Source organism: Xanthomonas sp. NCPPB 2586, from assembly GCF_041475775.2.
Classification (GTDB): Bacteria; Pseudomonadota; Gammaproteobacteria; order Xanthomonadales; family Xanthomonadaceae; genus Xanthomonas; species Xanthomonas campestris.
On the sequence record NZ_CM192981.1, the window covers coordinates 3,102,677 to 3,127,535 of the forward strand.

At 66.8% G+C, this 24,859-nt stretch carries 24 protein-coding genes; 13 read left to right on the plus strand and 11 right to left on the minus strand.

All coding sequences use genetic code 11. The features are described 5' to 3' along the window. Window positions 1–36: 36 nt before the first annotated feature. The 7 genes from smc to ACCQ09_RS13390 form a co-directional block, all read right to left on the minus strand. Window positions 37–3,540 carry a chromosome segregation protein SMC gene (smc, locus tag ACCQ09_RS13360; protein ID WP_040941481.1) on the minus strand — a complete coding sequence of 1,168 codons (3,504 nt, stop codon included), beginning with the start codon at window positions 3,538–3,540 and terminating at the stop codon, window positions 37–39. Between the two features lie 178 nt (window positions 3,541–3,718). Then, on the minus strand, window positions 3,719–4,003 hold the full coding sequence (locus ACCQ09_RS13365) for a hypothetical protein (protein WP_228428244.1): 285 nt from the start codon (window positions 4,001–4,003) through the stop codon (window positions 3,719–3,721). Window positions 4,004–4,019: 16 nt separating this feature from the next. Then, window positions 4,020–4,673, minus strand: a complete 654-nt coding sequence (locus tag ACCQ09_RS13370) for an alpha/beta hydrolase (RefSeq protein ID WP_228428246.1) — start codon at window positions 4,671–4,673, stop codon at window positions 4,020–4,022. Between the two features lie 369 nt (window positions 4,674–5,042). Beyond that, window positions 5,043–5,492: a 50S ribosomal protein L9 gene (gene rplI, locus ACCQ09_RS13375; protein WP_005991240.1), complete on the minus strand. Its 450-nt coding sequence runs from the start codon at window positions 5,490–5,492 to the stop codon at window positions 5,043–5,045. A 327-nt stretch (window positions 5,493–5,819) separates the two neighbouring features. Then, window positions 5,820–6,050, minus strand: a complete 231-nt coding sequence (gene rpsR / locus ACCQ09_RS13380) for a 30S ribosomal protein S18 (protein WP_005991243.1) — start codon at window positions 6,048–6,050, stop codon at window positions 5,820–5,822. Window positions 6,051–6,061: 11 nt separating this feature from the next. Continuing rightward, the gene (gene rpsF / locus ACCQ09_RS13385) at window positions 6,062–6,496 is read right to left on the minus strand and encodes a 30S ribosomal protein S6 (protein WP_011036747.1); all 435 of its coding nucleotides are present in this window, start codon (window positions 6,494–6,496) and stop codon (window positions 6,062–6,064) included. Window positions 6,497–6,845: 349 nt separating this feature from the next. Next, on the minus strand, window positions 6,846–7,184 hold the full coding sequence (locus ACCQ09_RS13390; RefSeq protein ID WP_040941482.1) for a HesB/IscA family protein: 339 nt from the start codon (window positions 7,182–7,184) through the stop codon (window positions 6,846–6,848). 188 nt (window positions 7,185–7,372) lie between these two features. Here ACCQ09_RS13390 and asnS point away from each other — a divergent pair, with 188 nt between their 5' ends. The 13 genes from asnS (at window position 7,373) to ACCQ09_RS13455 (ending at window position 19,755) form a co-directional block, all read left to right on the plus strand. Then, the gene (gene asnS / locus ACCQ09_RS13395; protein ID WP_014507398.1) at window positions 7,373–8,767 is read left to right on the plus strand and encodes an asparagine--tRNA ligase; all 1,395 of its coding nucleotides are present in this window, start codon (window positions 7,373–7,375) and stop codon (window positions 8,765–8,767) included. Between the two features lies 1 nt (window position 8,768). Continuing rightward, the gene (locus tag ACCQ09_RS13400) at window positions 8,769–9,023 is read left to right on the plus strand and encodes a hypothetical protein (RefSeq protein WP_040941483.1); all 255 of its coding nucleotides are present in this window, start codon (window positions 8,769–8,771) and stop codon (window positions 9,021–9,023) included. Continuing rightward, the gene (locus ACCQ09_RS13405; protein ID WP_040941484.1) at window positions 9,020–9,325 is read left to right on the plus strand and encodes a hypothetical protein; all 306 of its coding nucleotides are present in this window, start codon (window positions 9,020–9,022) and stop codon (window positions 9,323–9,325) included. The genes ACCQ09_RS13400 and ACCQ09_RS13405 overlap by 4 nt, the downstream gene beginning before the upstream one ends. Further along, window positions 9,322–9,657 carry a hypothetical protein gene (locus ACCQ09_RS13410; RefSeq protein WP_040941485.1) on the plus strand — a complete coding sequence of 112 codons (336 nt, stop codon included), beginning with the start codon at window positions 9,322–9,324 and terminating at the stop codon, window positions 9,655–9,657. The genes ACCQ09_RS13405 and ACCQ09_RS13410 overlap by 4 nt, the downstream gene beginning before the upstream one ends. A 1-nt stretch (window position 9,658) precedes the next feature. Further along, complete coding sequence (locus ACCQ09_RS13415; RefSeq protein WP_040941486.1) at window positions 9,659–10,297, plus strand: FMN-binding negative transcriptional regulator; 639 nt, start codon at window positions 9,659–9,661, stop codon at window positions 10,295–10,297. 93 nt (window positions 10,298–10,390) lie between these two features. Further along, window positions 10,391–11,053: a carbonate dehydratase gene (gene can / locus ACCQ09_RS13420; RefSeq protein WP_014507393.1), complete on the plus strand. Its 663-nt coding sequence runs from the start codon at window positions 10,391–10,393 to the stop codon at window positions 11,051–11,053. 75 nt (window positions 11,054–11,128) lie between these two features. Then, the gene (locus ACCQ09_RS13425) at window positions 11,129–11,659 is read left to right on the plus strand and encodes a 3-hydroxyanthranilate 3,4-dioxygenase (RefSeq protein WP_040941487.1); all 531 of its coding nucleotides are present in this window, start codon (window positions 11,129–11,131) and stop codon (window positions 11,657–11,659) included. Between the two features lie 62 nt (window positions 11,660–11,721). Then, a complete protein-coding gene (locus ACCQ09_RS13430; RefSeq protein WP_040941488.1) occupies window positions 11,722–13,851 on the plus strand; it encodes an FUSC family protein in 2,130 nt (709 codons plus the stop codon). Between the two features lie 32 nt (window positions 13,852–13,883). Continuing rightward, complete coding sequence (kynU, locus tag ACCQ09_RS13435; protein WP_228428248.1) at window positions 13,884–15,155, plus strand: kynureninase; 1,272 nt, start codon at window positions 13,884–13,886, stop codon at window positions 15,153–15,155. Window positions 15,156–15,204: 49 nt separating this feature from the next. Continuing rightward, complete coding sequence (locus tag ACCQ09_RS13440) at window positions 15,205–16,575, plus strand: FAD-dependent oxidoreductase (RefSeq protein ID WP_011036736.1); 1,371 nt, start codon at window positions 15,205–15,207, stop codon at window positions 16,573–16,575. A 366-nt stretch (window positions 16,576–16,941) separates the two neighbouring features. Continuing rightward, on the plus strand, window positions 16,942–18,387 hold the full coding sequence (sbcB, locus tag ACCQ09_RS13445; protein ID WP_040941489.1) for an exodeoxyribonuclease I: 1,446 nt from the start codon (window positions 16,942–16,944) through the stop codon (window positions 18,385–18,387). Continuing rightward, complete coding sequence (locus ACCQ09_RS13450) at window positions 18,384–19,070, plus strand: DUF2461 domain-containing protein (RefSeq protein WP_011036734.1); 687 nt, start codon at window positions 18,384–18,386, stop codon at window positions 19,068–19,070. Before sbcB ends, ACCQ09_RS13450 begins: the two co-directional genes overlap by 4 nt. Window positions 19,071–19,182: 112 nt before the next feature. Beyond that, entirely contained in the window at window positions 19,183–19,755 is a 573-nt protein-coding gene (locus ACCQ09_RS13455) for a DUF2939 domain-containing protein (protein WP_040941490.1), read from the plus strand. A gap of 38 nt (window positions 19,756–19,793) precedes the next feature. Here ACCQ09_RS13455 and ACCQ09_RS13460 read toward each other — a convergent pair whose 3' ends face one another. The 4 genes from ACCQ09_RS13460 to rlmKL form a co-directional block, all read right to left on the minus strand. Continuing rightward, window positions 19,794–20,537, minus strand: a complete 744-nt coding sequence (locus ACCQ09_RS13460; RefSeq protein ID WP_040941491.1) for a fused MFS/spermidine synthase — start codon at window positions 20,535–20,537, stop codon at window positions 19,794–19,796. Then, a complete protein-coding gene (locus ACCQ09_RS13465) occupies window positions 20,534–21,499 on the minus strand; it encodes a 5'-nucleotidase (RefSeq protein ID WP_012438679.1) in 966 nt (321 codons plus the stop codon). Before ACCQ09_RS13465 ends, ACCQ09_RS13460 begins: the two co-directional genes overlap by 4 nt. Window positions 21,500–21,673: 174 nt before the next feature. Beyond that, entirely contained in the window at window positions 21,674–22,450 is a 777-nt protein-coding gene (locus ACCQ09_RS13470) for an NAD kinase (RefSeq protein ID WP_011036730.1), read from the minus strand. A gap of 214 nt (window positions 22,451–22,664) precedes the next feature. Further along, window positions 22,665–24,800: a bifunctional 23S rRNA (guanine(2069)-N(7))-methyltransferase RlmK/23S rRNA (guanine(2445)-N(2))-methyltransferase RlmL gene (gene rlmKL, locus ACCQ09_RS13475; RefSeq protein WP_040941492.1), complete on the minus strand. Its 2,136-nt coding sequence runs from the start codon at window positions 24,798–24,800 to the stop codon at window positions 22,665–22,667. Window positions 24,801–24,859: the final 59 nt, after the last annotated feature.

Below are 24,859 nucleotides of genomic sequence, written 5' to 3' on the forward strand. Positions count from 1 at the left end.
AGTGACAGGTGTAATCATCCCAGCAAGCATGGCACGTCATGCCGCGCCCGCCAAACGTGCGGCCTCTTCCAGGTCCACGCTCACCAGGCGGCTGACGCCGGGTTCGCGCATGGTCACGCCGGAGAGCTGGCGCGCCGCTTCCATGGTCGCCTTGTTGTGGCTGACGAACAGGAACTGCACCTTCTCGCTCATCTCCTTGACCATGTTGGCCAGGCGGCCGACGTTGGCCTCGTCCAGCGGTGCGTCCACCTCATCGAGCAGGCAGAACGGCGCCGGGTTGAGCTGGAAGATCGCAAACACCAGCGCCACCGCGGTCATCGCCTTTTCGCCACCGGACAGCAGCGAAATGCTCGACACACGCTTGCCCGGCGGGCGCGCCATGATGGTCACGCCGGTGTCGAGCAGATCTTCGCCGGTGAGCTCCAGATACGCGTGCCCGCCGCCGAACAGGCGCGGATACAAGGCCTGCACACCCGAGTTGACGCGGTCGAAGGTGTCCTTGAAGCGGCCACGGGTTTCGCGATCGATCTTGCGGATCGCTTCTTCGAGCGTTTCCAGTGCGGTCGTCAGGTCCACGTTCTGCGCGTCCAGATATTCGGAACGCTGCGCGGCTTCGCCGTATTCCTGGATCGCGGCCAGGTTGACCGGCTCCAGCCGGCGCATGCGGGCATCGATCTGCCCCACCGCCGCTTCCCACTCGGCCGGGTTGGCGGCCTCGTCCAACCCATTGACCACGTCTTCGAGCACGAAGCCGGCCTTGACCACCGCGGCGGCGAGTTGTTCGGCGTTGAGCACCAGCGCCTGCTGGTCGAGCTTGCGCTGGGAGATGCGCTCGCGTTGCGCCAGGGCCTGCTCGTCGCGCTGCTGGCGGGTCTGTTCGAAGCTGCGCAGTTCGCCGTCGATGCTGTCCAGCATGGTGCGCGCCTCGCCGAGCACGCGCTCGGTGCGCACGCGCTCGCTCAAGGCGGCCTGATGTTCGTGTTCGAGCGTTTCAACTGGCGAATCGCCTTCGCTCAGCTGCGCCACCAGATCTCCCAGGCGCGTGTCGAGCTGGCCACGCTGGCTGTCCATGCGCTCCAGGGTCTGGCTCAGCGAGGTGATCTGGGTGCGCTGGGATTCCAGCGTGAGTGCCAAGGCATGCATCGCATCGCGTACGCCGCGCGCGGCATCACGCGCCTGGTCACGTGCATCGGTGAGCTGGCGGCGCTCGCTTTCCAGCGCTTCGCGGGTGCCTTGCAGGTCGCCCATGCGCACCACCGCGTCCTCGAGCTTGGCGCGCGCTTCGCGGGCCTGCTCGCGGCTGGTGTCCAGGGTTTCCAGCAACTGCCCTAGTTCGGCCTCGATCCGCTCGATGCGCCCACGTGCCGCGTCCACCTTGCCCTGCTGGCTCTGCAGCTGGCCGGCCAGTTCGGACACGCTGCGGTGCGCCATGTACAGCTGGCGCTGCGCGTCTTCGCGCTGTTGTTCGGCAGCCAGCAGTTGCTCGCGGAAGCTGGCCAGTTGTTCTTCCAGGTCGCCCTCACGCTCCTGCAGCGTGTCGATCTGCGAGCGCAGCTCCTGGATCTCGCGCTCGCGCAGCAACGCGCCCTGCTTGGCCGCGCCGGAGCGCGACACGCGCACCCAGCCCTCGCCCAACCGTTCGCCGCTGCGGGTGATCACCGAATCGCCGTCCGGCAGGTTGCGCTGCAGGCTGCGCGCGGCATCCAGGTCTTCGGCGGCATGCAGGCGCGCCAGCAAGCGGCGGATCGCAATCGGCCCCTGCACCTTGGCGGCAAGCGAGGTCGGCGCGAACTGCACGTTGTCGGTGGCTGACGACACCAGCGCGATGCGCCCGTCGCCCAACTCGCCCAGCGCGTCGACCAGTTGTTCCGGCGCCTCCACCAGCACGCCTTCGATCAACTGGCCCAACGCGCCTTCCACCGCGTTTTCCCAGCCGCTTTCCACGCTGATGCGCTCGCCCACACGCGCGGCCGAATCCAGCCCGCGCGCCTTGAGCCAGGCCACCGCCGCGCCCTGTTCCTGACCCAGCGCAGCCTGCTGCAAGGTTTCCAATGACGACAGCCGGCCACGTGCGGCCTGCGCCTGCTTGCGGACTTCGGCCAGTTCGCCCTGGCTGGCGCGTTGCTGTTCCTGCAAGCCACCCAGCGCGTGCTTGCGCGCTTCGACCTGCTCGGTCAGCCCGTCCAGCGAGGCCTTTTGCGTTTCATGCCGCAGTTCGATCTGTTCGAACGCTTCGGCCAACGCATCCAGATCCAGCCCGGCGCGTTCGTTGACCAGCGCCTCGCGGCGACGGTCGGCTTCCAGCGATTGCCGGTCCAGATAATCGACGCGGGTGCGCTCCACTTCGCCGGCGCGCGAGGCTTCGCCGGTGTCGCGGTTATGGGTTTCCCAGCGCTGCTGCCAGTCGGCCAGGCGGGCTTCGGCGTCGCGCAGCGCGTCCTGGCGGAATTCGTGGTCTTCGCGCAATTGCTCCAGCTGTGGTTCGGCATCGGCCACCGCCTCGCGCAACACCGCCAGCTTGGCGGAGTCGCCGCTGATGTGCTGGGTGAGCTCCTGCAGCTGGCTCTGCGCTTCGTCGCGCGCCTTGTGCAGGCGGTGCGAGAGTTCGCGCTGGTGCTGGATCTGCTGCTCGATACGCGCCAGTGCGCCACCGACCTGGTAGACATCGGCCTGCGCCTTGGCCACCGCTTCGGCGGCCTCTTCGCGACGCACACGGCCGGTTTCGATGCGCGCCTCGGCATCGCGCTGCTCGGCGATCAGCTGCTGCAGGCGGGTTTCTTCCTGATTCAACTTTTCGCGCAGGCCTTGCAGCTGGCCATCCAGACCGCGGTATTCCAGCGCCTTCCACTCCGCATCCTTGATGCGGCGTTCTTCCTGCAGGGCCTGGTACTGCTCGGCCTGCCGCGCTTGGCGCTGCAGATGCGCCAGCTGCTTGGTGATTTCCTCGCGCAGGTCACCCAGGCGATCGAGGTTTTCGCGCGTATGACGGATGCGCGTTTCGGTTTCCTTGCGGCGTTCCTTGTACTTGGAAATGCCGGCGGCTTCTTCCAGGTAGACGCGCAGATCTTCCGGGCGCGCCTCGATGATCTGGCTGATCATGCCCTGCTCGATGATCGAGTAGCTGCGCGGCCCCAGGCCGGTGCCCAGGAACAGGTCGGTGATGTCGCGACGCCGGCACTTGGTGCCGTTGAGGTAATAGGCGCTGTTGCCGTCGCGGCTGACCAGGCGCTTGACCGAGATCTCGTTGAACGAGGCGAACTCGCCGGTGATGGTGTGATCGGAATTGTCGAAGATCAGCTCCACCGTCGCCTGCGACACCGGCTTGCGCGCCGAGGAGCCGGAGAAGATCACGTCGGTCAGCGAGTCGCCGCGCAGGCGGCTGGCCGAGCTTTCGCCCATCACCCAGCGCACCGCATCGATGATGTTGGACTTGCCGCAGCCATTGGGGCCGACGATGCCGGTCATGTTGGTGGGCAGGTGCAACGTGGTCGGGTCGACGAACGACTTGAAACCGGACAGCTTGATCGTGGAAAGACGCATGGACGCTAGGGATCTCGGTCAACGGCGCAACAGGCGCCGTCGGGACGGGTTTGCGAGGGCTTCGCCCCTGGCTGGCAAGGCGCCGGCGGCAGTACACGAAGCGAACGATTGATGGCGAGTATAGCCGGGCAGGCACGGCGGGCATGGCCGCCGCGCAGGCCATGGCGGCCGGCGCGGTTCAGGACCGGCGCGGCCGGCGGCCACGCACCGGCAGGCCCGCAAGGTGTTGCAGCGCGGCCCGCAGTGCGGCGCGGAACACTGACGCATGCTGCACTGCGGGAAATTCCTGGTAGCGCACCGCCAACCGCGGCACCGTTGCCAGGCGCTCGGCCAGGCGTGCGGCGGCATCTGCGGGCGCGCCGGCAATGGCCTCCAACAAGGCGGCACGGTGTGGATCCTGCCGGGCATGCGGATCGATGTGCCCTGCCCGTTCGGCACCGCCGAGAAACAGCCACAGGCGCATGGCGCGCGCCGGCCCCTCACGGCTGAAACTGTTGCTCCGGATCGCCCAGCAACGCTCCCTGTGACCACCACAGCGATGGGCTCGCGGCCGCGTATTCGGTGAACGGCCCACGCCCTGAGTAGAGCGCGTGCAGCACGAACAGCCCGGCCAACGAATGCCCCCAGAGCGCGTGCCGCTCACGGTCCAGCGGCACGCGCCGCGCCAGCGCGGGCATGGCCTGCCCCGTCAACACCTCCAGCAGCGCGTCGGCGCCGCCGCCCACCGGCCCGGGTGGCGACGTGGGCGCGGCCAGGAACGGATGGTCCGCTGGCTGGAACGTGTAGTCATGCGCACGCCTGGGCAGATCCACCAGCAGGTCGTTGTCGGGCCCAACGAACACCAGTACCCACGGGGTCCGCGCAGCGGCCAGGCCCTGCAGCCATGCGTGATCGAACTGTGCCAGCGCCCGGTTACCGTCCAGCATCCACAACGCCGGGAATCCGCGCCGCGGCGGCCGGGTCCGCGGAATGCCGATGCGCATGCGCCAGCGGCCGCCGTGCCCGTCCCCCACCTCGAACGTGTCGAACCGGTAGAACGGCGAGCGCGCATCGAGAACCGAGCGGCCAAGCCGTGCCGATGGCCGACCACCGCGCGGCCGCGTTCCGGAGACAGCGTATCGATGCGACCGCATGCATTGCGCCTCGAATCCTGCAAGGAACGCCGAGCCTGCAACGCAGCACGCCACGCGGCAAGCACAGGCGTCGCACCGGTTTGGTCGCGAATCAGAAAGGTGCGCCTGCGCCTGGTCTGTTCAACACGTCAGCAGATACGCCCGGTCGCTCCGTTGATGCAGCATGCAACGCGGCAAGGTCAAGCGTTTCGGCGGTTTGGCCGCGAATCAGACAGGTCCGCCTGCGCCTGGCCTGTTCAACGCGTCAGCAGACAAGCCTGATCGCACCGTTGATGCAACCAGCGCCCGTCACCGCCTTGCGCTGTCTATTTTCCGCCTATAAAAAAGGGCGCCGTAAGGCGCCCTTCTTGATGCAGACACGTATCGCAATCAGGCGTCGGATTCGACGATGACCTTGACGGTGGTTTCCACATCGGCGTGCAGGTGCAGCACAACGTCGTACTCGCCGACATTGCGGAATGCGCCTTCGCCCAGGATCACTTCGCTCTTTTCCAGCGGCAGGCCGGCGGCGGTGAACGCCTCGGCGATGTCGCGCGGGCCGACCGAACCGTACAGCTTGCCTTCCGTCGACGCATGCGCGCCGATGGTGACGCTGGCGCCTTCGAACTTGGTGGCGCGGCTCTGTGCATCGGCCAGGATGGTGTTGGCCTTGGCTTCGTACTCGGCGCGCTTGGTTTCGAACGCTTCGACGTTCGCAGCGGTGGCCGGCACGGCCTTGCCCTGCGGCACGAGGAAGTTGCGGCCGTAGCCCGGCTTGACGCTGACCTTGTCGCCCAGGTTGCCCAGGTTGGTCACTTTCTGCAGAAGAATCAGATCCATGGTGGTGCTCCGTTATTCGTTAGCGCCGGCCTGTGGCCGCCGCAACGGGTGCTGTCCGAATAGGAGAAGCCGGAAATCGGGATTGGGGAATCGGGAATCGTAAGAACCCCGACCAACACCGCACACTCGAACTAACCGGCTTCTATCAATTTATCAACCCGCACATGGATGTGCGGGCCTTTGTGAAGGACTCACATCAGACCGTGCGGGCTTTTCGTGAGGGGCTCACATCAGACCGTGCAGGCTCCTGTGAGCGACGCACACTGAAAAACCGTGTGGGTCTTGCGAAAGGAGCCGCGCCACTGGCGAGCTCCCACGCAGCACTACTTAGACGTCGTGATTGTCCGTGTACGGGATCAGCGCCAGGAAACGCGAGCGCTTGACGGCCGTTGCCAGCTGACGCTGGTACTTGGACTTGGTACCGGTCACGCGGCTCGGCACGATCTTGCCGTTCTCGGTGAGGTACTGACGCAGGGTGTTGAGATCCTTGTAATCGATCTCTTTGACGCCCTCGGCGGTGAACTTGCAGAACTTGCGACGACGGAAGAACTTGGACATGACAGCGCTCCTTAAGCGGCTTCGGCGTTGTCGCCGTCGGTATCGGTGGCGGCAGGTGCAGCATCGCCTTCCTCGTCGTCACGACGACGACGCTCGCTACGCTCGGGCTTGTCGCCCTTCTCGTCCTTGCTCTTCATGATCAGCGACTGCTCGGTATCCGGGCCATCGCGCTTGATCACCAGGTGACGCAGCACCGCATCGTTGAAGCGGAAGCTTTCGACCAGCTCGCTCAGCACGGCCTGGTCGACTTCGATGTTGAGCAGCACGTAGTGCGCCTTCACCAGGTTCTGGATCGGATAGGCCAGCTGACGACGGCCCCAGTCTTCCAGACGGTGGATGGTGCCGTTACCGCCCTCGATCAGCGACTTGTAGCGCTCGATCATGGCCGGGACCTGCTCGCTCTGGTCCGGATGGACCAGGAACACGACTTCGTAATGACGACTCATGTTGTTTTACCTTTCGGATGTGGCCACGTGGGCCGGTCAGCTCCCCGGGAACCCGCACAAGGCGGCCGGTGGAGCAAGGGTTTCCCGCCCAAACGGGCAGGAAGCCGGAAAGTATGGCAGTTCAAGCGCTTAGCCGCAACCGGGCCATCCCAACAGCCAAGCTTACGAGTGCGGCGGCTGCTTAAGCCCCTCTCCCGCCGGGAGAGGAGTTAGGGTGAGGGTACGGGGGCAAAGCCACTCGTGTCGTTCAGCCACGCGAGGCTTCGCCCGTACCCTCATCCGCCCCTTTGGGGCACCTTCTCCCGGTGGGAGAAGGAAACACGCCGGCGCCGCTTGGCTCAAGTCGCGCTCAGCGGTACTCGGCTTCGGTGGTGAAGCTCTCGCCGCAGCCGCACTCGGCCGTGGCATTGGGGTTGCTGAAGGTGAAGGTCTCGCTCAGGCCGTGCTTGCCGAAGTCGATGCAGGTGCCATCCACCAGCGGCAGGCTGGTCGGGTCGACAAAGATGCTGACCCCGCCCTGCTCGAATACCGCGTCGTCGTCACGCTTTTCGCGCGCCAGGTCGGTGATGTGGCCCCAGCCGGAGCAGCCGGTCTTGGTCACGCCAAAGCGCAGCCCCAGCGCACCCGGGGTCTGCTGCACGAAACGCTGCACGCGCTCCAGCGCGGCGGGGGTGAGGCTGATGGTCATACGGGCACTCCAACACAATAGCGGCAAGTATAGAGGCCGACCGGCGCGATCGGCATGCAGGCCAGATGGGGCCAGCGTTGCCCGCAGACAAGCGCGGCGCGCCTGCGCCTGTTCAGGTGCTCGCGCCGGCGCGGTCGCAGCCAGTAAACTCGCAGGTCACTCCAAGGTCGCTACGGCGAGGAATAGTCATGACGGTGGTCAGCGTTGAACACGCGCTTGCGGGGAAGATCCCGGAGGGCGGCGAAGTTACGGTACGCGGGTGGGTGCGCACGCTGCGCGGGTCTGCCGGACTGGCCTTCATCAACGTCACCGATGGCTCCTGCTTCGCGCCGATCCAGGTCGTGGCCACCGAGTCGCTGCCGAATTTCGACGAGATCAAGCGCCTGACCAGTGGCTGTTCGCTGATCGCCAAGGGCGTGCTGGTGAAGTCGCAAGGCAAGGGGCAATCGTTCGAGATCCAGGCCAGCGGCGTGGAGATCGTCGGCTGGGTCGAAGACCCGCTGACCTACCCGATCCAGCCCAAGCCGATGTCGCCGGAGTTCCTGCGCGAAGTGGCGCATCTGCGTCCGCGCACCAACCTGTTCGGCGCGGTCACGCGTATCCGCAACTGCCTGGCGCAGGCGGTGCACCGCTTCTTCCACCAGAACGGCTTCAACTGGATCAGCACCCCGATCATCACCACCTCCGACGCCGAAGGCGCCGGGCAGATGTTCCGCGTTTCCACGCTGGACATGGTGAACCTGCCGCGCACCGCGCAGGGCGAGGTGGATTTCAGCCGCGACTTCTTCGGCAAGGAAACCTTCCTGACCGTGTCCGGCCAGCTCAACGTGGAGGCCTACTGCCTGGCACTGAGCAAGGTCTACACCTTCGGGCCGACCTTCCGCGCCGAAAACAGCCACACCACCCGCCATCTGGCCGAGTTCTGGATGATCGAGCCGGAAATCGCGTTCGCCGATCTGGCCGAAGACGCGCGCCTGGCCGAACAGTTCCTCAAGTACCTGTTCCGCGCCGTGCTGGACGAACGTGGCGACGATCTGGCCTTCCTGGCCGAGCGCGTGGACAAGAACGCCATCAGCAAGCTGGAAGCCTTCATCAATGCGCCGTTCGAGCAGATCGACTACACCGACGCGGTGAAGCTGCTGCAGAACTCCGGAAAGAAGTTCGACTTCCCGGTCGAATGGGGCCTGGACCTGCAGACCGAGCACGAGCGTTGGTTGACCGAAGAACACATCGGCCGCCCGGTGGTGGTAACCAACTATCCCGAGCACATCAAGGCGTTCTACATGCGCCTGAACGATGACGGCAAAACCGTTGCGGCGATGGACGTGCTGGCGCCGGGCATCGGCGAGATCATCGGCGGCAGCCAGCGCGAAGAACGCCTGGATGTGCTCGACGCGCGCATGGCGCAGTTCGGTCTGGATAAGGAGCACTACAGCTGGTACCGCGACTTCCGCCGGTATGGCTCGGTGCCGCACGCCGGCTTCGGCTTGGGGTTCGAGCGCCTGGTGGTTTACGTGTGCGGCTTGAGCAATATCCGCGACGCGATCCCCTACCCGCGCGCGCCGGGCAGCGCGGAGTTCTGATGTGAGCCTGTTGGCCGCCTCCACGCTGCAGGTGCTGGCCTTCGTGCTGGCATTGCTGGCGGCCGGCATCGCCGGCATGCGGGGCGTACGACTGGCGCGGCAGTCAGCCATGCAACTGGATTCCGCTGCATGGTGGCAAAGCGGGCCCGCACGCAAGGCGATCAGCCACGCAGTGCGCCCGCTGTGGTGGACCATTGCTGCGCTGCTGGTTGGCGCAGTCCTTCCCAAGCTGGCCTTGCTGATGGCGGACACATGACCCTGTTCTTCGCACTGTGTTTCGTGGGTGTTGCGGTCGCCGGGCTGACCGCCCTGCTGATCTTCTGGCCACTCACCCTGGTGCACCTGCGCGACCGGCACCCGGATGCGCTGGACAGCTTCGGCGACCCGGCCTTCATCAGCCCCACCGCGTGGCGCTGGTTGTTGGCGCGCCGCTACCGCAGCTACCGCGACAGTGCGCTGTCCGGTCTGGCCACACCCGCCTGGCTCTCGCTGCTGACCATTTTTTTCGGCCTGGGCATGGCGGCCCTGCTCGGGCTGCTTTCCAAGGTACTGACATGAGCATCATCGATATCGACACAGCGCACAGCTCTGGCAGCCACGATCAGTGGTGGCTGGCCACCATCGGCCGCACCCTGATCTGGGCGCGCCTGCGCATCAAGGAAGCCGGCACTGCCGAAGTATTGGACAGCGATGGCAAGACGCTGGCCTACGACAGCGAGGACACCGCACGCGCGACCTTGTTCGATGCCGAATTCGTGGCACTGGACGGGCTGGACGAAGAAGACGCGCTGATGCGCGGTTTTTCGCTGCATGAGGTGTCGCCACCGCGCGGCGACAGCGATACCGACCTGCGCGAGCGCATGGTGGTGACGATGGGCGGCCGCGCCTGAGATGTACGCACCGCGCGCGTTCGCACAGACCGATCTGGCGTTGCTGGACGGCCTGATCGCGCATGACCCGTTCGTCACCTTGATCACGCCGGGCGAGACCGGGCAACCGGTCATCTCGCATCTGCCGGTGCTGTACCGGCGCGATGCGGAGGCGATCGTCATCGAAGGGCATTGGGCCCGCCCCAATCCGCAGGCGCGCCACCATGGCGATGCAGTGATGCTCGTGCACGGCCCGCATGCCTATGTGTCGCCCACCTGGTATCCGGACAAGGAAGCCGCCGCGCGCGTACCCACCTGGAACTACGCGGTGGCGCATCTGCATGGCCAGTGCAGCGTGGTCGAGGACGAGGTGGCGGTCGGCGACTTGATCGGGCGCATGAGCGCGCAGTTCGAACACAGCATCGGCAGCGACTGGCTGTTCGAGATGGACCGCGACAGCCATCGGCGCCAGCTGCGCGGGTTGGTGGCATTCCGCTTCGTGCCCAGCCGCATCGAACTCACCTTCAAGCTCAGTCAGAACCACCCGGTGGCCAATGTGCGTGCCGTCAGCGCTGCGCTGGCCGCCCGGGCCTCGGCCGAGACGCAGGCGGTGGCCGCGCTGATGCGCGATGCACTGCAGGCGCGTAGCGGCCATGACTGACCAGCGCCGCCAGCGTGGCGTTCCTGCACCACGGCTTTACGCCACTGCGGTGGCACCTACGCTCCCTTCCCCACGTTCTGGAATACTGCGCGCATGAACGAGCTCAACCATTTGCTTGAAAACAACCGCGCCTGGGCCGATCGCATCAATCGCGAAGACCCGGAATTCTTTGCCAAGCTGTCCACCCAGCAATCCCCGGAATATCTGTGGATCGGCTGTTCGGATTCACGCGTTCCGGCCAACCAGATCATCGACATGGCGCCGGGCGAAGTGTTCGTCCACCGCAACATCGCCAATGTGGTGGTGCATACCGATCTGAATTGCCTGTCGGTGATCCAGTTCGCGGTGGACGTCCTCAAGGTCAAGCACATTCTGGTCGTCGGCCACTACGGCTGCGGCGGCGTGTTCGCCAGCCTGACCCAGAAGCGCATGGGCCTGGTGGACAACTGGATCCGCCACGTCACCGATGTGGCCGACAAGCACGAGGCCTGCCTGCACCAGGCCGGCGACCTGTCGGTGCAGCACGCACGCCTGTGCGAGCTCAATGTGCTGGAACAGGTAGTCAACGTCTGCCGCACCACCATCGTGCGCGACGCCTGGGACCGCGGCCAGGAACTGCGCGTGCACGGTTGGGTCTACAGCCTGCGCGACGGGCGTGCGCACGATCTGCGCATGTCGGTCGATCGTGCGGACATCCTGCAAGAGCGCTACGACGCGGCACTGGCGCAGATCCAGGCCGACCATAGCGAACGCTGAGCGCAGCCGGCCGCGCGGCACCCATCGGTGCCGCCGGTTGGCTATGCTGGGCGTCTTCTTCGCCAAGGAACGCCAATGCTGGCCCCGCCGATCAACCTGCACGCCTGGATCGAGCAGCACCGCCACCTGCTCAAGCCGCCGGTCGGCAACAAGTGCATCCAGCAGGACGGCTTCATCATCATGATCGTCGGTGGGCCGAACGCGCGCACCGACTATCACTATGACGAAGGCCCGGAGTGGTTTTTCCAGCTCGAAGGCGAAATGGTGCTGAAGGTGCAGGACGACGGCACCGCGCGCGACATCCCGATCCGTGCCGGCGAGATCTTTCTGCTCCCGCCCAGGGTGCCGCATTCGCCGCAACGCGCCGCCGGATCGATCGGCCTGGTGATCGAGCGTGAGCGCCTGCCGCACGAGCAGGACGGCCTGCAGTGGTATTGCCCGCAGTGCAACCACAAGCTGTATGAAGCGATGTTCCCGCTGGAAAATATCGAAACCGACTTCCCGCCGGTGTTCGATCATTTCTATCGTTCGCTTGCGCTGCGTACCTGCTCACAGTGCGGGCATGTGCACCCTGCGCCGGAACGCTATGCCGCCGTCGAGGCCTGAGCCGCAGGCCGTGGGTTGCACCCGCATCTGCCAACCACCTTGTTTCTGCTGACCTCCACGCCATGCTGCGCGCGCTGATCGACCTCAAGCCGCGCGACGTGCCATTGCGCGTTGCACTGCGCAACACCGCCGCGGTGGTGTTGCCGCTGCTGATCGGCGTGGCGACGGGGCATGTTGCGGCCGGCCTGGCGGTGTGCAGCGGCGCGTTGAACACCATGTTCTCCGACCAGCCCGGCCCGTATCGGGCGCGCCTGCAGCGCATGCTGATGGCGGCGCTGGCGGCCGGTGGCGCCGCGCTGCTGGGCATCTGGGTCGGCCACAACACCCCCGCCCTGGTGCTCGCCGGGCTGCTGCTCGGCCTGGGCGGCGGCTTGCTGGTCGCACTGGGCCCGGTGGCGGCGCGGGTTGGCCTGACCAGCATGATCCTGTTGGTGGTCAGCGCCGACATGCGCCTGCCAGTGGCGCAGGCGCCAGGCGTTGCGCTGCTGATCTTTGCCGGCGGCGTGCTGCAGGTCCTGCTGGCGCTGGCTGCATGGCCCCTGCAGCGTTACCGGCCCGAGCGCTTTGCATTGGCAGAGCTGATGCGGCAGCTGGCCGGCATTGCGCGGCAACGCCCGGAAGCCAGCGCGCCGCCGCCTGCCACGCAGGAAGTGCTCGATGCCATGGTCATGCTGCATGGCGAGCACCGTTCGCGCGCAATCGCGGTGCAGAGCTTCCGCATCATTGCCGAGCTGTGCGACCGCGTGCGCCTGGAACTGCTGTCGCTGGCCGACGCCGACACCCGCCTGGGCCAGTCACAGGCGCGGCCGGCGATCGAACGCGTGCTTGAGCGCAGCGCCATCGTGCTGGAACAACTTGCCCACGCGATGACCGTGGGGGAAGACCCCGCTGCCGCCACGGCCTCGATGACCGGCTTCGACGATCTGGTGGCGGCGCTGGCGCAGTTCCAGCACGACAACGCCGATACCCGCCAGCGCCGCCTGGTGCGCGTGGCGGTGGCGCGCGCGCAAGGCCTCGGCGGCCAGCTGCGCGCCCTGGTCCGCAATGCGCACTGGGCCAGCAGCCGCGGCGAGATCCAGGCGCAGCTGGCCGAAGCGCGGCTGCCCGCGGCGCTGCGCCCGGCCGCCACCTGGGCCACGCTGCGGGCGCACCTGGACCTGTCTTCGGTGGCGTTTCGTCATGCGTTGCGCTGCGGCGTGTGCCTGGCCCTGGCGATCGCCTTTCAGCGTTGGCAGCAGATTCCGCACGGCTTCTGGATCCCGATGACCACCGCGATCGTGCTCAAGCCGGATTTCGGCGGCACCTTCAGCTTTGGCGCCTTGCGGGTCGCCGGCACCTTCGTCGGCTTGTTGCTGGCCACACTGCTTGCGCATCTGGCAATGGACGGTGCCGGCATCCGCCTCAGCCTGTTGGCGCTGTTTTGCCTGGGATTTCGTCTGTTGACGCAGGTCAACTACGGCATCGGCGTGGCGTTTTTGACCGGCATGCTGGTGCTGCTGTTGTCATTCGAAGGCGTGTCGCCGGGCGAGGCAGTCGGCGCGCGTCTGCAGGCCACCGTGGCCGGCAGCGCACTGGCATTGATCGCCTACGCGCTGTGGCCCACGCGCGAACGCCGGCAGATCCGCGCCTCGCTGGCGCAATTGCTCGATGCCTACCGCGCGCACCTGCGCAACCTGCTGCTCGGCCAGCTGGATGCCTTGAGCGACAGCCGCGCTGCCGCGCGGGTAGCGCGCACCAATACCCAGGCCTCGATCGAACGGCTGCGTGGAGAACCCCGCAGCCGTCGCAACCTGGACGAGCTCAAGCGCGCCGAATCATTGTTGGCCAATGGCAACCGCTTGATCCGTGCCACGCTGTCACTGGAAGCGGTGCTGCGCGATGGCCACCCGCTGCCGGCACTGGATGGATTGCCTGCGTTTGCCGAGCAGGCCGATCAGGCCCTGGCCGAGTTGAGCGCCTGTCTGCGCGAAGGCCGCGTGCCGGCGCCGGCCACGCTGCGCACCGCCGAGCGCGGGGTGTCCGATGCGCTGGCGGCGCTGCCCGATGGCCTGCCCGCAGCGGCGGCGCTGGCCGACACCATCGACCGTATCACCGACAGCATCGGCACCCTGACCCACCTGTTGCGCCCCGCCCGCCCCGCCTCTGCCGAGGCCCCGGCCGTGCATGACGGCGCGCAGGGCGCCGGCAGGTAAACTGCGGCATTGACCTGCGCCGCGAGCCGATGATGACCGATCCACTGTCCCGCTCCCATGCTGCCGCACTGGACGCTGCCGACCCGCTGCGAGCGCTCCGCGATGCGTTCGTGTTTCCGCAACATGGCGGCCAGGATCAGACCTATTTCGTCGGCAATTCACTGGGCCTGCAACCGCGCCAGGCGCGTGCGATGGTGTCCGAAGTGCTCGACCAGTGGGGCGCGCTCGCGGTGGAAGGCCACTTCACCGGCCCGACCCAATGGCTCACCTATCACCAGCTGGTGCGCGACGGGCTGGCACGGGTGGTCGGCGCACAGCCGGACGAGGTGGTGGCGATGAACACGCTCACCGTCAACCTGCACCTGATGATGGTCAGCTTCTACCGGCCCAGCACCGAGCGTGCCGCGATCCTGATCGAAGCCGGCGCGTTTCCGTCCGACCGCCACGCCGTGGAGTCGCAGCTGCGCCTGCACGGGCTGGACCCGGACACCCACCTGATCGAAGTGGAGCCCGACGCAGCCGACGGCACGCTGTCGATGGACGCGATCGCTGAAGCAATTGCGCAGCATGGCCCGCGGCTGGCGCTGGTGCTGTGGCCGGGGATCCAGTACCGCACCGGCCAGGCGTTCGCGCTGGGCGAGATTGCGCGGCTGGCGCGCGCCCAGGGCGCAGCGGTGGGTTTCGACCTGGCGCACGCGGTGGGCAACATCCCGCTCAGCCTGCACGACGATGGCGTCGATTTCGCCGTGTGGTGCCACTACAAATATCTCAACGCCGGCCCGGGTGCGGTGGGCGGCTGCTTCGTGCATGCGCGGCATGCGCATAGCAACCTGCCGCGCATGGCCGGCTGGTGGGGCCACGAACAACCCACACGCTTCCGCATGGAGCCGCAGTTCGTGCCTTCGCCCGGTGCCGAAGGCTGGCAGCTGAGCAATCCGCCGGTGCTGGCACTGGCGCCGCTACGCGCGTCGCTGGCGCTGTTCGACCAGGCCGGCATGCCGGCGCTGCGTGCCAAATCCGAGCAGCTCACCGGGCATCTGGAACAGCTGATCCAAGCGCGCGTGCCGCAGGTGCTGCAGATCGTCACCCCGGCCGATCCCGCACAGCGTGGCTGCCAGCTGTCGCTGCGCGTGGCCGGTGGCCGAACGCAGGGCCGCGCCCTGTTCGAGCACCTGCAATCGGTGGGCGTGCTGGGCGACTGGCGCGAGCCGGATGTGATCCGCATCGCGCCGGTGCCGCTGTACAACCGCTTCTGCGATCTGCACCAGTTGGTGGAGCACGTGGAAACCTGGGCCGCTGCCTGAGCCCTTCCTCCTTGCCGGCGCCCCTGTCCGGCCGCTGCCGGATACCGCATTGAGCGCTGCTGCCTCCCCTCGTTCCCTGACCCTGATCGGCGCCGGTTTGGCCGGTTGCCTGCTCGCCATCCTGCTGTCGCGACGCGGCTGGCAGATCACCTTGTACGAACGCCGCGGCGACCCGCGCATCAAGGGCTACGAGTCCGGGCGTTCGATCAACCTGGCCTTGGCCGAACGTGGCCGGCATGCCTTGCGCCAGGCCGGCGCCGAAGACGCGGTAATGGCCAAGGCGGTGATGATGCGCGGGCGCATGATCCACCCGGTCAGCGGCGAGCCGCAGCTGCAGCGCTACGGGCGTGACGACAGCGAGGTGATCTGGTCGATCCACCGCGCCGCCTTGAATGTCACCCTGCTCGATCTGGCCGAACAGGCCGGCGCGCGCGTGCATTTCTATCGGCGCCTGCACACGGTGGATTTCGACGCCGGCTACGCGCGCTTCATCGACGACCGCGACGACCAGCCGCACGAGATCCACTTCCAGGCACTGGTCGGCAGCGACGGCGCCGGCTCGGCCTTGCGCGCGGCCATGCAGCGCAAGGCGCCGGTGGGCGAACACATCGCCTTTCTCGATCATTCCTACAAGGAACTGGAAATTCCACCGCGGGCGGATGGCGGTTTTCGCATCGAACGCAATGCGCTGCACATCTGGCCGCGCGGGCGCTACATGTGCATCGCACTGCCCAACGACGGCGGCACCTTCACGGTGACTTTGTTCCTGCCCAACGAAGGCATGCCGAGCTTTGCCACCACCCGCAGCGGCGACGAAGCGTTGGCCTTGTTTGCCCGCGACTTTCCCGATGCATTGCCGCTGATCCCGCAGCTCAAGGAACACTGGGAAGAGCACCCGCCCGGCCTGTTGGGCACGCTGACCCGCGAGCGCTGGCATCTGGATGGCCGCGCCGTGCTGCTGGGCGATGCCGCGCATGCGATGGTGCCGTTCCACGGCCAGGGCATGAACTGCGCGTTCGAAGATTGCGTGGCGCTGGCCGAACAGCTGGATGCACACAGCGACCTGAGCGAGGCGTTCGCGGCCTTCGAAGCCGCGCGCCGCGACGATGCGGCCGCGATCCAGCAGATGGCACTGGAAAACTATCTGGAGATGCGCGATCGCGTGGGCGATGCGCAATTCCTGCTGCAGCGCGCACTCGAACAGCAACTGCAGGCACGCTGGCCCACCCGCTTCGTCCCGCACTACACCATGGTCACCTTCCTGCGCACGCGCTACGCGATCGCACTGGCACGCAGCGAGATCCAGCGCGAGATCCTGCTCGAAGCCACCCACGGCCACACCGATCTATCTCGGATCGATTGGGTAGCACTCGAAACTGTGGTGCATGCCCGCCTGGAGCCGCTGGAAGGCGCGCACTGAGCGCAGGGATGCGGCGGCGTTGCCGATGACGTAGTGGCAGGACCGTGGTGGCGCGCAGGCGGCCACGACCCGAGCGACGCCTCGGCCGCGACCTTCGCATGACATGTATGCGCGCGGTGGTCGCTATCTCGCGTGCGGCGCACGGGCAGCAGCGCTGGGCCATGACGTCAGCCGTTTGTCCGCGCCCGCTGGCATCGACGAGCGCACAGCGCCTCTCTGCCGCGCCTGAAGCATCGCAGCGTATTCCACTGCACCTCACAGCGCCCCCGCACAGCCGCGCCTCAGCGAGCCGGCGGGAGGATGAGGGATACTAACCAGCACCGGCGGCGCCTTGCAGCGCGCCGCAGCTTTGGATTGTGATACGGCATGCCTGACAGTTTTCTCTTCTACGACCTGGAAACCTTCGGCCAGGATCCGCGCCGCACCCGCATCGCGCAGTTCGCGGCCGTGCGCACCGATGCGCAACTGCGCGTGATCGAAGAGCCGATCAGTTTCTTCGTGCAGCCGGCCGACGATCTGTTGCCCTCGCCCTACGCCACCATGGTCACCGGCATCACCCCGCAGCACGCGCTGCGTGAGGGCGTGAACGAGGCCGAGGCATTCGCGCGCATTGCCGAGCAGATGGGCCGCCCGCAGACCTGCACGCTGGGCTACAACTCGATCCGCTTCGATGATGAGTTCGTACGCTGCGGCCTGTTCCGCAATTTCTACGACCCCTATGAGCGTGAGTGGCGTGGCGGCAACTCGCGTTGGGATCTGCTCGACGTGCTGCGGTTGGTGCATGCACTGCGCCCGGACGGCATCGTGTGGCCGCAGCGCGAGGATGGCGCCACCTCGTTCAAACTGGAGCATCTGGCCGATGCCAATGCCGTGCGCGAAGGCGATGCACATGAAGCCCTGTCGGACGTGTACGCCACCATCGGCATGGCGCGCAAGTTCCAGCAGAGCCAACCCAAATTGTGGGACTACGCGCTGCGTCTGCGCGACAAGCGCTTTGCTGCCAGCTTGCTGGACGTGATTGCGATGCAGCCGGTGCTGCACATCTCGCAGCGCTACCCGGCCACGCGCCTGTGCGCGGCCGCGGTGTTGCCGCTGACCCGTCACCCGCGCATCGACAGCCGCGTGATCGTGTTCGATCTGGACGGCGACCCGGATGCGTTGTTGCGCCTGAGCCCGGACGAGATCGCCGACCGCCTGTACATTCGCGCCGCCGATCTGCCCGAAGGCGAGCAGCGCATCCCGCTCAAGGAAGTGCATCTGAACAAGGCCCCCGCCCTGGTGGCCTGGCAGCATCTGCGTAGCGATGACTTCCAGCGCCTGGGCGTGGACCGCGCCGCGGTGGAAGCCAAGGCCGCGCGGTTGCGCGAACTGGGCCCGGAGCTGGCAGAAAAAGTACGCCAGGTCTACGGCGCCGAGCGCGCCGGGGCAGCAGCGGTCAACGACGCCGACGCCTCGCTGTATGACGGCTTCCTGGCCGAGGGCGACAAGCGCCTGCTGACGCAGGTGCGCAGCAGCGCGCCGGGCGAACTGGGCGCAATGGAAGCGCGCTTCCGCGACCCACGCCTGATCGAACTGCTGTTCCGCTACCGGGCGCGCAACTGGCCGCAGACACTTTCGCCGCACGAGCACCAACGCTGGAACGATTATCGTCGGCAACGTCTGCTGGAAGACCGCGGCCTGGGCGAAGTCACGCTGGAGCAGTTCTACGCGCAGATCGCCGATTTACGGCTTGCTCACCCCGACGATGCTACCAAGCAATCCCTGCTCGACCAGCTCGCCGCCTGGGGTTCGGACCTCCAACGCACGCTATGACCACCTATTTTTCCGACGCCAGCTTCAAGTTCCTGCGCGCCCTGGCCCGCCACAACGACAAGACCTGGTTCAACGACCATCGGCATCAGTACGAGGCGCATGTGCGCCAGCCGTTCCTGCAGCTCATCACCGACCTGCAACCGGACCTTGCGCAGGTCAGCGAGCACTATCGCGCCGATCCCAAAACGCAGGGCGGCTCGCTGTTTCGCATCTATCGCGACGCACGCTTTTCCAACGACAAATCGCCCTACAAGAACTGGCAAGGCGCGCGGCTGTTCCATGCGCGGCGGCGCGAGCTGCCGGCACCGTCGTTCTACATCCATCTGCAACCCGGCGAGAGTTTCGTTGGCGCAGGGCTATGGCATCCGGAGCCGGAGACGCAACGCAAGCTGCGGCAGTTCATCTTCGATAACCCGGGCAGCTGGAAAGCCGCCGCGCACGCGCCCAAGCTGACCCGTAAATTCGCACTCGACGACAGCGAAAAACTGGTGCGTGCGCCGCGCGGTTTCCCTGCCGACTTCGAGTTCATCGACGATCTCAAGCACCGCAACTGGGCGTATCTGCGTCCGCTCGACGACGCCACCATGACCGGCAATCGGCTACGCCAGACCATTGCGGCTGATCTGGTGGTGTTGGCGCCGTTCGTTGACTACCTGTGTGCCGCGCTGGATCTGGAATTCTGAGCGCAGGCACGCCACGCATGCCCGCGCACTGCCTGCTGCTGTGCGCACATCCGCCACGCCTTCCAGCACGTGCACCCGCAGTAACGCGCCTATCAATCCAGGAGTGGCGGCAATGAAAAAATGGTGGTGGTTGCTCCCGCTGTTGATCGTGCTGGCACTGGCCGGCTATGTAGTGGGCGGGCCGTATCTGGCAATCCGCGGCATCAGCCAGGCGGTGGCCAACCGCGACACCGCGCAACTGGCGCGGCACGTGGACTTCCCGACGCTGCGGGTCAACCTGAAAGCGCAACTGGACGACTACGTGGTGCGCGAAGCCGGCAGCGGCCTGCAATCGAGCCTGCTGGGTGGCTTTGCGCTGCAGATTGCCAGCCGTCTCGGCGGCGCCGGCGTGGATACGCTGGTGACGCCGTTAGGCATCAGCGCGTTGCTGCAAGGCCATCAGGTCTGGAACCGTGTGACCGGCGACACCGTCAGCCCGGACACCTACGCAGCACCCTCGCCTGCGCGACCGCTGGACGGCGCCGAGCAACGCTTCGAATCGACCCGCCGATTCACCGCCACCACGCACACCGCCAGCGGTGCGCCGGTGGTATTCGTGCTGAGCCGCCAGGGCCTGCGTTGGCGGCTCACCGACATCCAACTGCCGCTGCGCGATGCTGCAGGCAGCGCCCCTGCCGGCGGCTGAGTCGCGCCAGCATGCACATTGGTCGGCACGCAGCGTTTTTAGCTGAATCGCCAGGCCCGCTCCGTCCACGCCGCCTGCAGGCGCTGCATGGAGGGCCGCAGTTGTCGCGCCGCTGACCACGGCAGCGGCCGCAGTGCATCGGCGATGCTGCCAGGCGTGCGTTTACCGTCCCAGCAAAACACGATCTGGTTACGCAGATCCGGCTCGGGCAGCACCAGCATGTGTCCATCGAACAGCGCGCGCAGCGTGCCCAGGTGCTCGGCGGTCGCCACCTGGAACAGGTTCAACACCAGCACACCGCCGGGCCGCAGCGCCGCCTGGCACGCCGCATAGAACGCGGTAGTGCACAGCGCCGGCGGAATGCCGTCAGCGTCGTAGGCGTCCAGCAATAACAGGTCATAGCGCTGTGGGCGTTGGGCAATCCAGGCCGCGCCATCGTCCAGGCTGACCTCCAGGCGTGCGTCATCGCGCGGCAGGCGGAACACATCGCGCAAGGCCAGCACCTGCGGATCGGCCTCCACTGCTTCGACACGTGCCCAGGGTAGATACCGGTGACAGAACTTGGCCTGCGCGCCGCCGCCCAGACCGATGATGCCGATGCACTGCGGGCGCGGCTGTAGCCACAACGCGGCCAACATGCCGCGCGTATAGGGCACCACCAGCCGGCGCGGCGCCCAGCGCGCCATGCGCGTCTGGATGGTGTCCTCGGCGAAGGACAGCTCCACCGCGCGCCAGCTCATCCGCAGCGCGGCGCGGACCGGCGTGCGCTGCGGCCCGCTCATCCGATCGGCGGGTCGTTGGCCACGCCGTGCGGCACGTGGCCGGCGGCCACATGCTGGTGCTGGCGTGCGCTATCGATGTTGTGTTGCGAATCATCGAAGAAGATGTCCGCGCCAAACGCTTCCAGGAACGGCCCCTTGTGGCGCCCGCCCAGGAACAACGCTTCGTCCAGCCGCACACCCCACTCGCGCAGGGTGCGGATCACCCGCTCGTGCGCCGGTGCCGAGCGCGCGGTGACCAGCGCGGTGCGGATCGGCGAGGCCTCGCCCGGCGGAAACGCCGCCTGCAGCGCATGCAGGGCGGAGAGGAAATTACGAAACGGCCCCACCGACAACGGCTCGCGTGCGCGCTCGCGCTCGTGGCGGCCAAAGGCTTCCACGCCCTGTTCGCGCGAGATGCGCTCGCTCTCGTCGCCGAAGATCACCGCATCGCCGTCGAAGGCGATCCGCAGCTGCGTAGACAAGCGGGTGTCGTCGTTGTCGACGATGGCCGCAGCCGCCTCGGCCCGTTCGCCCGGTGCACGCGGCATGATGGTGGCCGCTGCGATGCCATGGGTGAGCGCGCGCCGCACCGACTCGGGATTGGCCGACAGGAACAGATCGGTGCCGAACGGTTTGACATAAGGCCAGGTCGGCTGACCAGAGGTAAAGGTGGCGCGCACGATGCCCAGGTTGTAATGCTGGATGGAATTGAAGATGCGCAAGCCGGTGTCGGCGGAATTGCGCGACAGCAGGATCACTTCAACGCGCGGCGTTTCTTCGGGCGTGTCGTGGTTGAGCGCCAGCAACTTGCGCACCACCGGAAACGCCACGCCCGGCTCCAGGATGTCGTCCTCGTGCTCGCGCTGGAATGCGGAATACGCCTCCACCCCGTCGGCCTCGAACAGCGCGTGGCCTTCTTCGAGATCGAACAGTGCGCGGGAGGTCACCGCGACGGTCAGCAGTCTGGGGGAGTTGTCAGCCATTTGAATGCCGGGATTGGGGAGTGGGGAATCGGGAATAGGTAGAAGCAGGAACGGCAGATCGGGAGTGCCTCGGGCATCCGTGCAGCATCGTAGCGTGTGCGTACACGTCTAAAGCACACGTGCCGCGCTGTTGCTGTTGCCAATCCCGCATCCCGACTGCCCAATCCCCGCCCCTCACACCGCAAACTGCTCGCTGAAGATGCGTTCTTCCAGGTTGTGTTCGGGGTCGAACAGCAAGGTCACGCGGCGTTCGGTGGATTCGCGGATGGTCACTTCGACCACATCGCGAATTTCATGCGAATCGGCGGTCACGCTGACCGGGCGCTTGTACGGATCCAGCACGCGAAAGCGCACTTCGGTATCGGCCTTGAGGATGGCGCCGCGCCAGCGCCGCGGCCGGTACGGCGCGATCGGGGTCAAGGCCAGCGTGTGCGAGCCCAGCGGCAATATCGGGCCGTGCGCGGAGTAATTGTAGGCGGTGCTGCCGGCCGGGGTTGCCACCATCACCCCGTCGCCGATCAGCTCGGCAATGCGGGTCTGGCCATTGAGGTCCACGCTCAGATGCGCGGCCTGGCGGGTCTGCCGCAGCAAGGAGACCTCGTTATAGGCCAGCGAACCGGCACTGGTGCCGGATTCGGTCTGCACCAGCATTTCCAGCGGACGCAGGTGGGCCGGCTCGGCGCGTTGCAGGCGCGCCAGCAGGTCGTCCTCATCGTCGCGGTACTGGTTCATCAAAAACCCGACCGAGCCCAGCTTCATGCCGAACACCGGCTTATCGGCGGCACCGTGCCGGTGCAGGGTCTGCAGCATGAATCCGTCGCCGCCCAGCGCGCAGACAATGTCGGCATCGTGCAAGGCGTGGTCGCCGTAGCGCTGCACCAGGCGCGCGCGTGCGGCCACCGCCGGCTCGGCGGGGCTGGCAAGAAAAGCGATGCGGGGCATTGCGGTCATCGTTGACTCCAGGGCATGCGAATCAGCATACCGCAGCGCCGTGGTGGGCTTGTGCGTGGGCCGCTGTCACGGCGTGCGCGCCGCAGCGGACGCGTTGCTGCGCGGCATCCGCTAGGTGCCGCAGGCCGCCCCCGCCGTCAAGGTGCAGATGGATCCGCCGCACGTCGTCCAAGCCCTGTGCTGCGCCGTCATCCGCCGCTGGCGCGGCCTGTCATCACGCGGTCAAACGCCAGGCGCGGTGGATGCGTGCATGCCGCTCGAAATCCGGATCGATGGTGCGCGGGCTGATCTCCTCGCATTGCGCAAACTCGGCCACCGCTTCTTCATCCAGCTTGAACCGGCGGAAATTGTTGGAGAAATACAGCACGCCGCCCGGCGCCAGGCGCGCCACTGCCGCGCGCAGCAAGCGCACATGCTCACGCTGGATATCGAAATCCTCGGCGCGTGCGGAGTTGGAGAACGTCGGCGGGTCGCAGAAAATCACGTCGAAGTGCGCACGCTCGGCTTCCAGCCAGGCCAGCGCGTCGGCCTGCACCAGCTTGTGCTTGCTGCCGGCCTGGCCGTTCAAGGCCAGGTTGTCGGCGCACCACTGCAGATAGGTACCGGACAGATCCACGCTGGTCGTGGCGCTCGCGCCGGCCACCGCCGCCTGCACGCTGGCCACGCCGGTGTAACAGAACAGGTTGAGGAAGCGTCGCCCCTTGGACTGTTGCGCCATGGTGCCGCGCAACGGGCGGTGATCCAGAAACAGGCCGGTGTCCAGATAATCGAACAGGTTCACCCGCAGCAGCGCGCCGTGCTCGCGCACGTTGACGATTTCGTTGCGCTGCTCGAAGCGGCCATACTTGCTGCCGCCCTTGCCACGTTCGCGCGACTTCAACGCGACACGTTCAGCCGGCACCTCGAACACCTCGCGCGCAGCGGCCAACAATTCGCCCAGGCGACGGCGCACATCCGCCTCGGGAATGGTCGCCGGCGCGGCATATTCCTGCACATGCAGGAAGATGCGCCGGTCGCCATCGGCTTGCTGATACACGTCGATGGCAGCGGAATATTCCGGCAGGTCGGCATCGTAGACGCGGAAGCACTCGATGCCTTCGCGGGCGCGCCACTTCTTGAACTTCTGCAGGTTCTTGCGCAGGCGGTTGGCCACCATCTGCGCGCCTTCGCTGAGCGCCGTCGGTGCCGCCAACGGAGTCCGGCGCGGTACCGCGATCGGGTCGCAGACGATCAACGCGCACTCGATCGCGCCATTGAACAACTGGTATTTCTTGCCCGCACGCAGGCCGGTGGCGTACGCCAGCTCGGCATTGCCGCACAGCAGGCTCGCACGCCACTGCGGCACCACGCGCTGCAGGGTGTCGCCAAGTTTGCGATACAAGGCCGCGTCGGCAGCCAGGCGCTCGTCGTACGGCGGGTTGCACACCACCACGCCGGTGGGCTGCGGCGGAGTCTGCAGGTCGCCGACCTCACGCACGCCGAACCAGATGACCTCGGCCACGCCGGCCACCTGCGCATTTTCCTTGGCAGCGCGGATCGCATGCGGGTCCATGTCGCTGCCATGGATCACCTGCTTGAGCGCGGCACGGCCAACGCTGTCGCGCTCGCGTGCCTCGGTCACCAGCTGCTGCCAGCTGTCGCGGTCGAATCCGCGCCAGCGGCTGGGAATGTCGCTGCCGTAGCGCTGCAGGCCGGGCGCGACATCGGCCGCCATCAGCGCGCCTTCGATCAACAAGGTGCCGCTGCCGCACATCGGGTCCAGCAAGCCACCGCCATCGGCATAGGCACGCGGCCAGCCGGCGCGCAGCAGCACGGCAGCGGCCAGGTTTTCCTTCAACGGCGCTTCGTTCTGCGCCATGCGCCAGCCACGCCGGTGCAGCGGCCCGCCGCCCAGATCCACCGAAATAGTGGCGCGGCCCTTGCGCAGCGACAGGTTCAGGCGCAAATCCGGGCTTTCCACGTCCACCGACGGGCGCTCCAGCCCCTGCCGGCGGATGGTGTCCACCACCGCGTCCTTGATGCGCTGCGCCGCATAGCGTGCGTGCGTGATGGCGGTGCCGGACACGTGCGCATCCACCGACAGCGTGTGCCCGGTGGACAAATGCTCATGCCAGGGCAGCTCGGCAACGCCGGCATACAGGGCGTCTTCGTCCGGGCAATCGAACTCGGTCAGCGGCCACAGCACCCGACTGGCCAGCCGCGACCACAGCACGGCGCGCTGGGCATCGCGCAACGCGCCCTCGACGTTGACGCCGGAAATGGTGGCGGTGGCCTTGCTGGCACCAAGCGCGAGCAACTCGTCGGCGAGCAGGTATTCCAGGCCCTTGGCACAGGATGCGAAGAATTTCACGTAGGCAGGTATCGATGGAGACGATGACCGCGCAGCTGGCGGCGACCGTGGAAGCAGGA

Coding starts and splice junctions, on each gene's coding strand:
- rpsR (WP_005991243.1), bottom strand. CDS start 6,050: ATGTCCAAGTTCTTCCGTCGTCGCAAGTTCTGCAAGTTCACCGCCGAG.
- rpsF (WP_011036747.1), bottom strand. CDS start 6,496: ATGAGTCGTCATTACGAAGTCGTGTTCCTGGTCCATCCGGACCAGAGC.
- ACCQ09_RS13365 (WP_228428244.1), bottom strand. CDS start 4,003: ATGCGCCTGTGGCTGTTTCTCGGCGGTGCCGAACGGGCAGGGCACATC.
- ACCQ09_RS13425 (WP_040941487.1), top strand. CDS start 11,129: ATGCTGGCCCCGCCGATCAACCTGCACGCCTGGATCGAGCAGCACCGC.
- ACCQ09_RS13470 (WP_011036730.1), bottom strand. CDS start 22,450: ATGACCGCAATGCCCCGCATCGCTTTTCTTGCCAGCCCCGCCGAGCCG.
- ACCQ09_RS13465 (WP_012438679.1), bottom strand. CDS start 21,499: ATGGCTGACAACTCCCCCAGACTGCTGACCGTCGCGGTGACCTCCCGC.
- smc (WP_040941481.1), bottom strand. CDS start 3,540: ATGCGTCTTTCCACGATCAAGCTGTCCGGTTTCAAGTCGTTCGTCGAC.
- rplI (WP_005991240.1), bottom strand. CDS start 5,492: ATGGATCTGATTCTTCTGCAGAAAGTGACCAACCTGGGCAACCTGGGC.
- ACCQ09_RS13450 (WP_011036734.1), top strand. CDS start 18,384: ATGACCACCTATTTTTCCGACGCCAGCTTCAAGTTCCTGCGCGCCCTG.
- kynU (WP_228428248.1), top strand. CDS start 13,884: ATGACCGATCCACTGTCCCGCTCCCATGCTGCCGCACTGGACGCTGCC.
- ACCQ09_RS13460 (WP_040941491.1), bottom strand. CDS start 20,537: ATGAGCGGGCCGCAGCGCACGCCGGTCCGCGCCGCGCTGCGGATGAGC.
- ACCQ09_RS13430 (WP_040941488.1), top strand. CDS start 11,722: ATGCTGCGCGCGCTGATCGACCTCAAGCCGCGCGACGTGCCATTGCGC.
- ACCQ09_RS13390 (WP_040941482.1), bottom strand. CDS start 7,184: ATGACCATCAGCCTCACCCCCGCCGCGCTGGAGCGCGTGCAGCGTTTC.
- ACCQ09_RS13455 (WP_040941490.1), top strand. CDS start 19,183: ATGAAAAAATGGTGGTGGTTGCTCCCGCTGTTGATCGTGCTGGCACTG.
- asnS (WP_014507398.1), top strand. CDS start 7,373: ATGACGGTGGTCAGCGTTGAACACGCGCTTGCGGGGAAGATCCCGGAG.
- ACCQ09_RS13370 (WP_228428246.1), bottom strand. CDS start 4,673: ATGCGGTCGCATCGATACGCTGTCTCCGGAACGCGGCCGCGCGGTGGT.
- ACCQ09_RS13415 (WP_040941486.1), top strand. CDS start 9,659: ATGTACGCACCGCGCGCGTTCGCACAGACCGATCTGGCGTTGCTGGAC.
- ACCQ09_RS13410 (WP_040941485.1), top strand. CDS start 9,322: ATGAGCATCATCGATATCGACACAGCGCACAGCTCTGGCAGCCACGAT.
- can (WP_014507393.1), top strand. CDS start 10,391: ATGAACGAGCTCAACCATTTGCTTGAAAACAACCGCGCCTGGGCCGAT.
- ACCQ09_RS13405 (WP_040941484.1), top strand. CDS start 9,020: ATGACCCTGTTCTTCGCACTGTGTTTCGTGGGTGTTGCGGTCGCCGGG.
- sbcB (WP_040941489.1), top strand. CDS start 16,942: ATGCCTGACAGTTTTCTCTTCTACGACCTGGAAACCTTCGGCCAGGAT.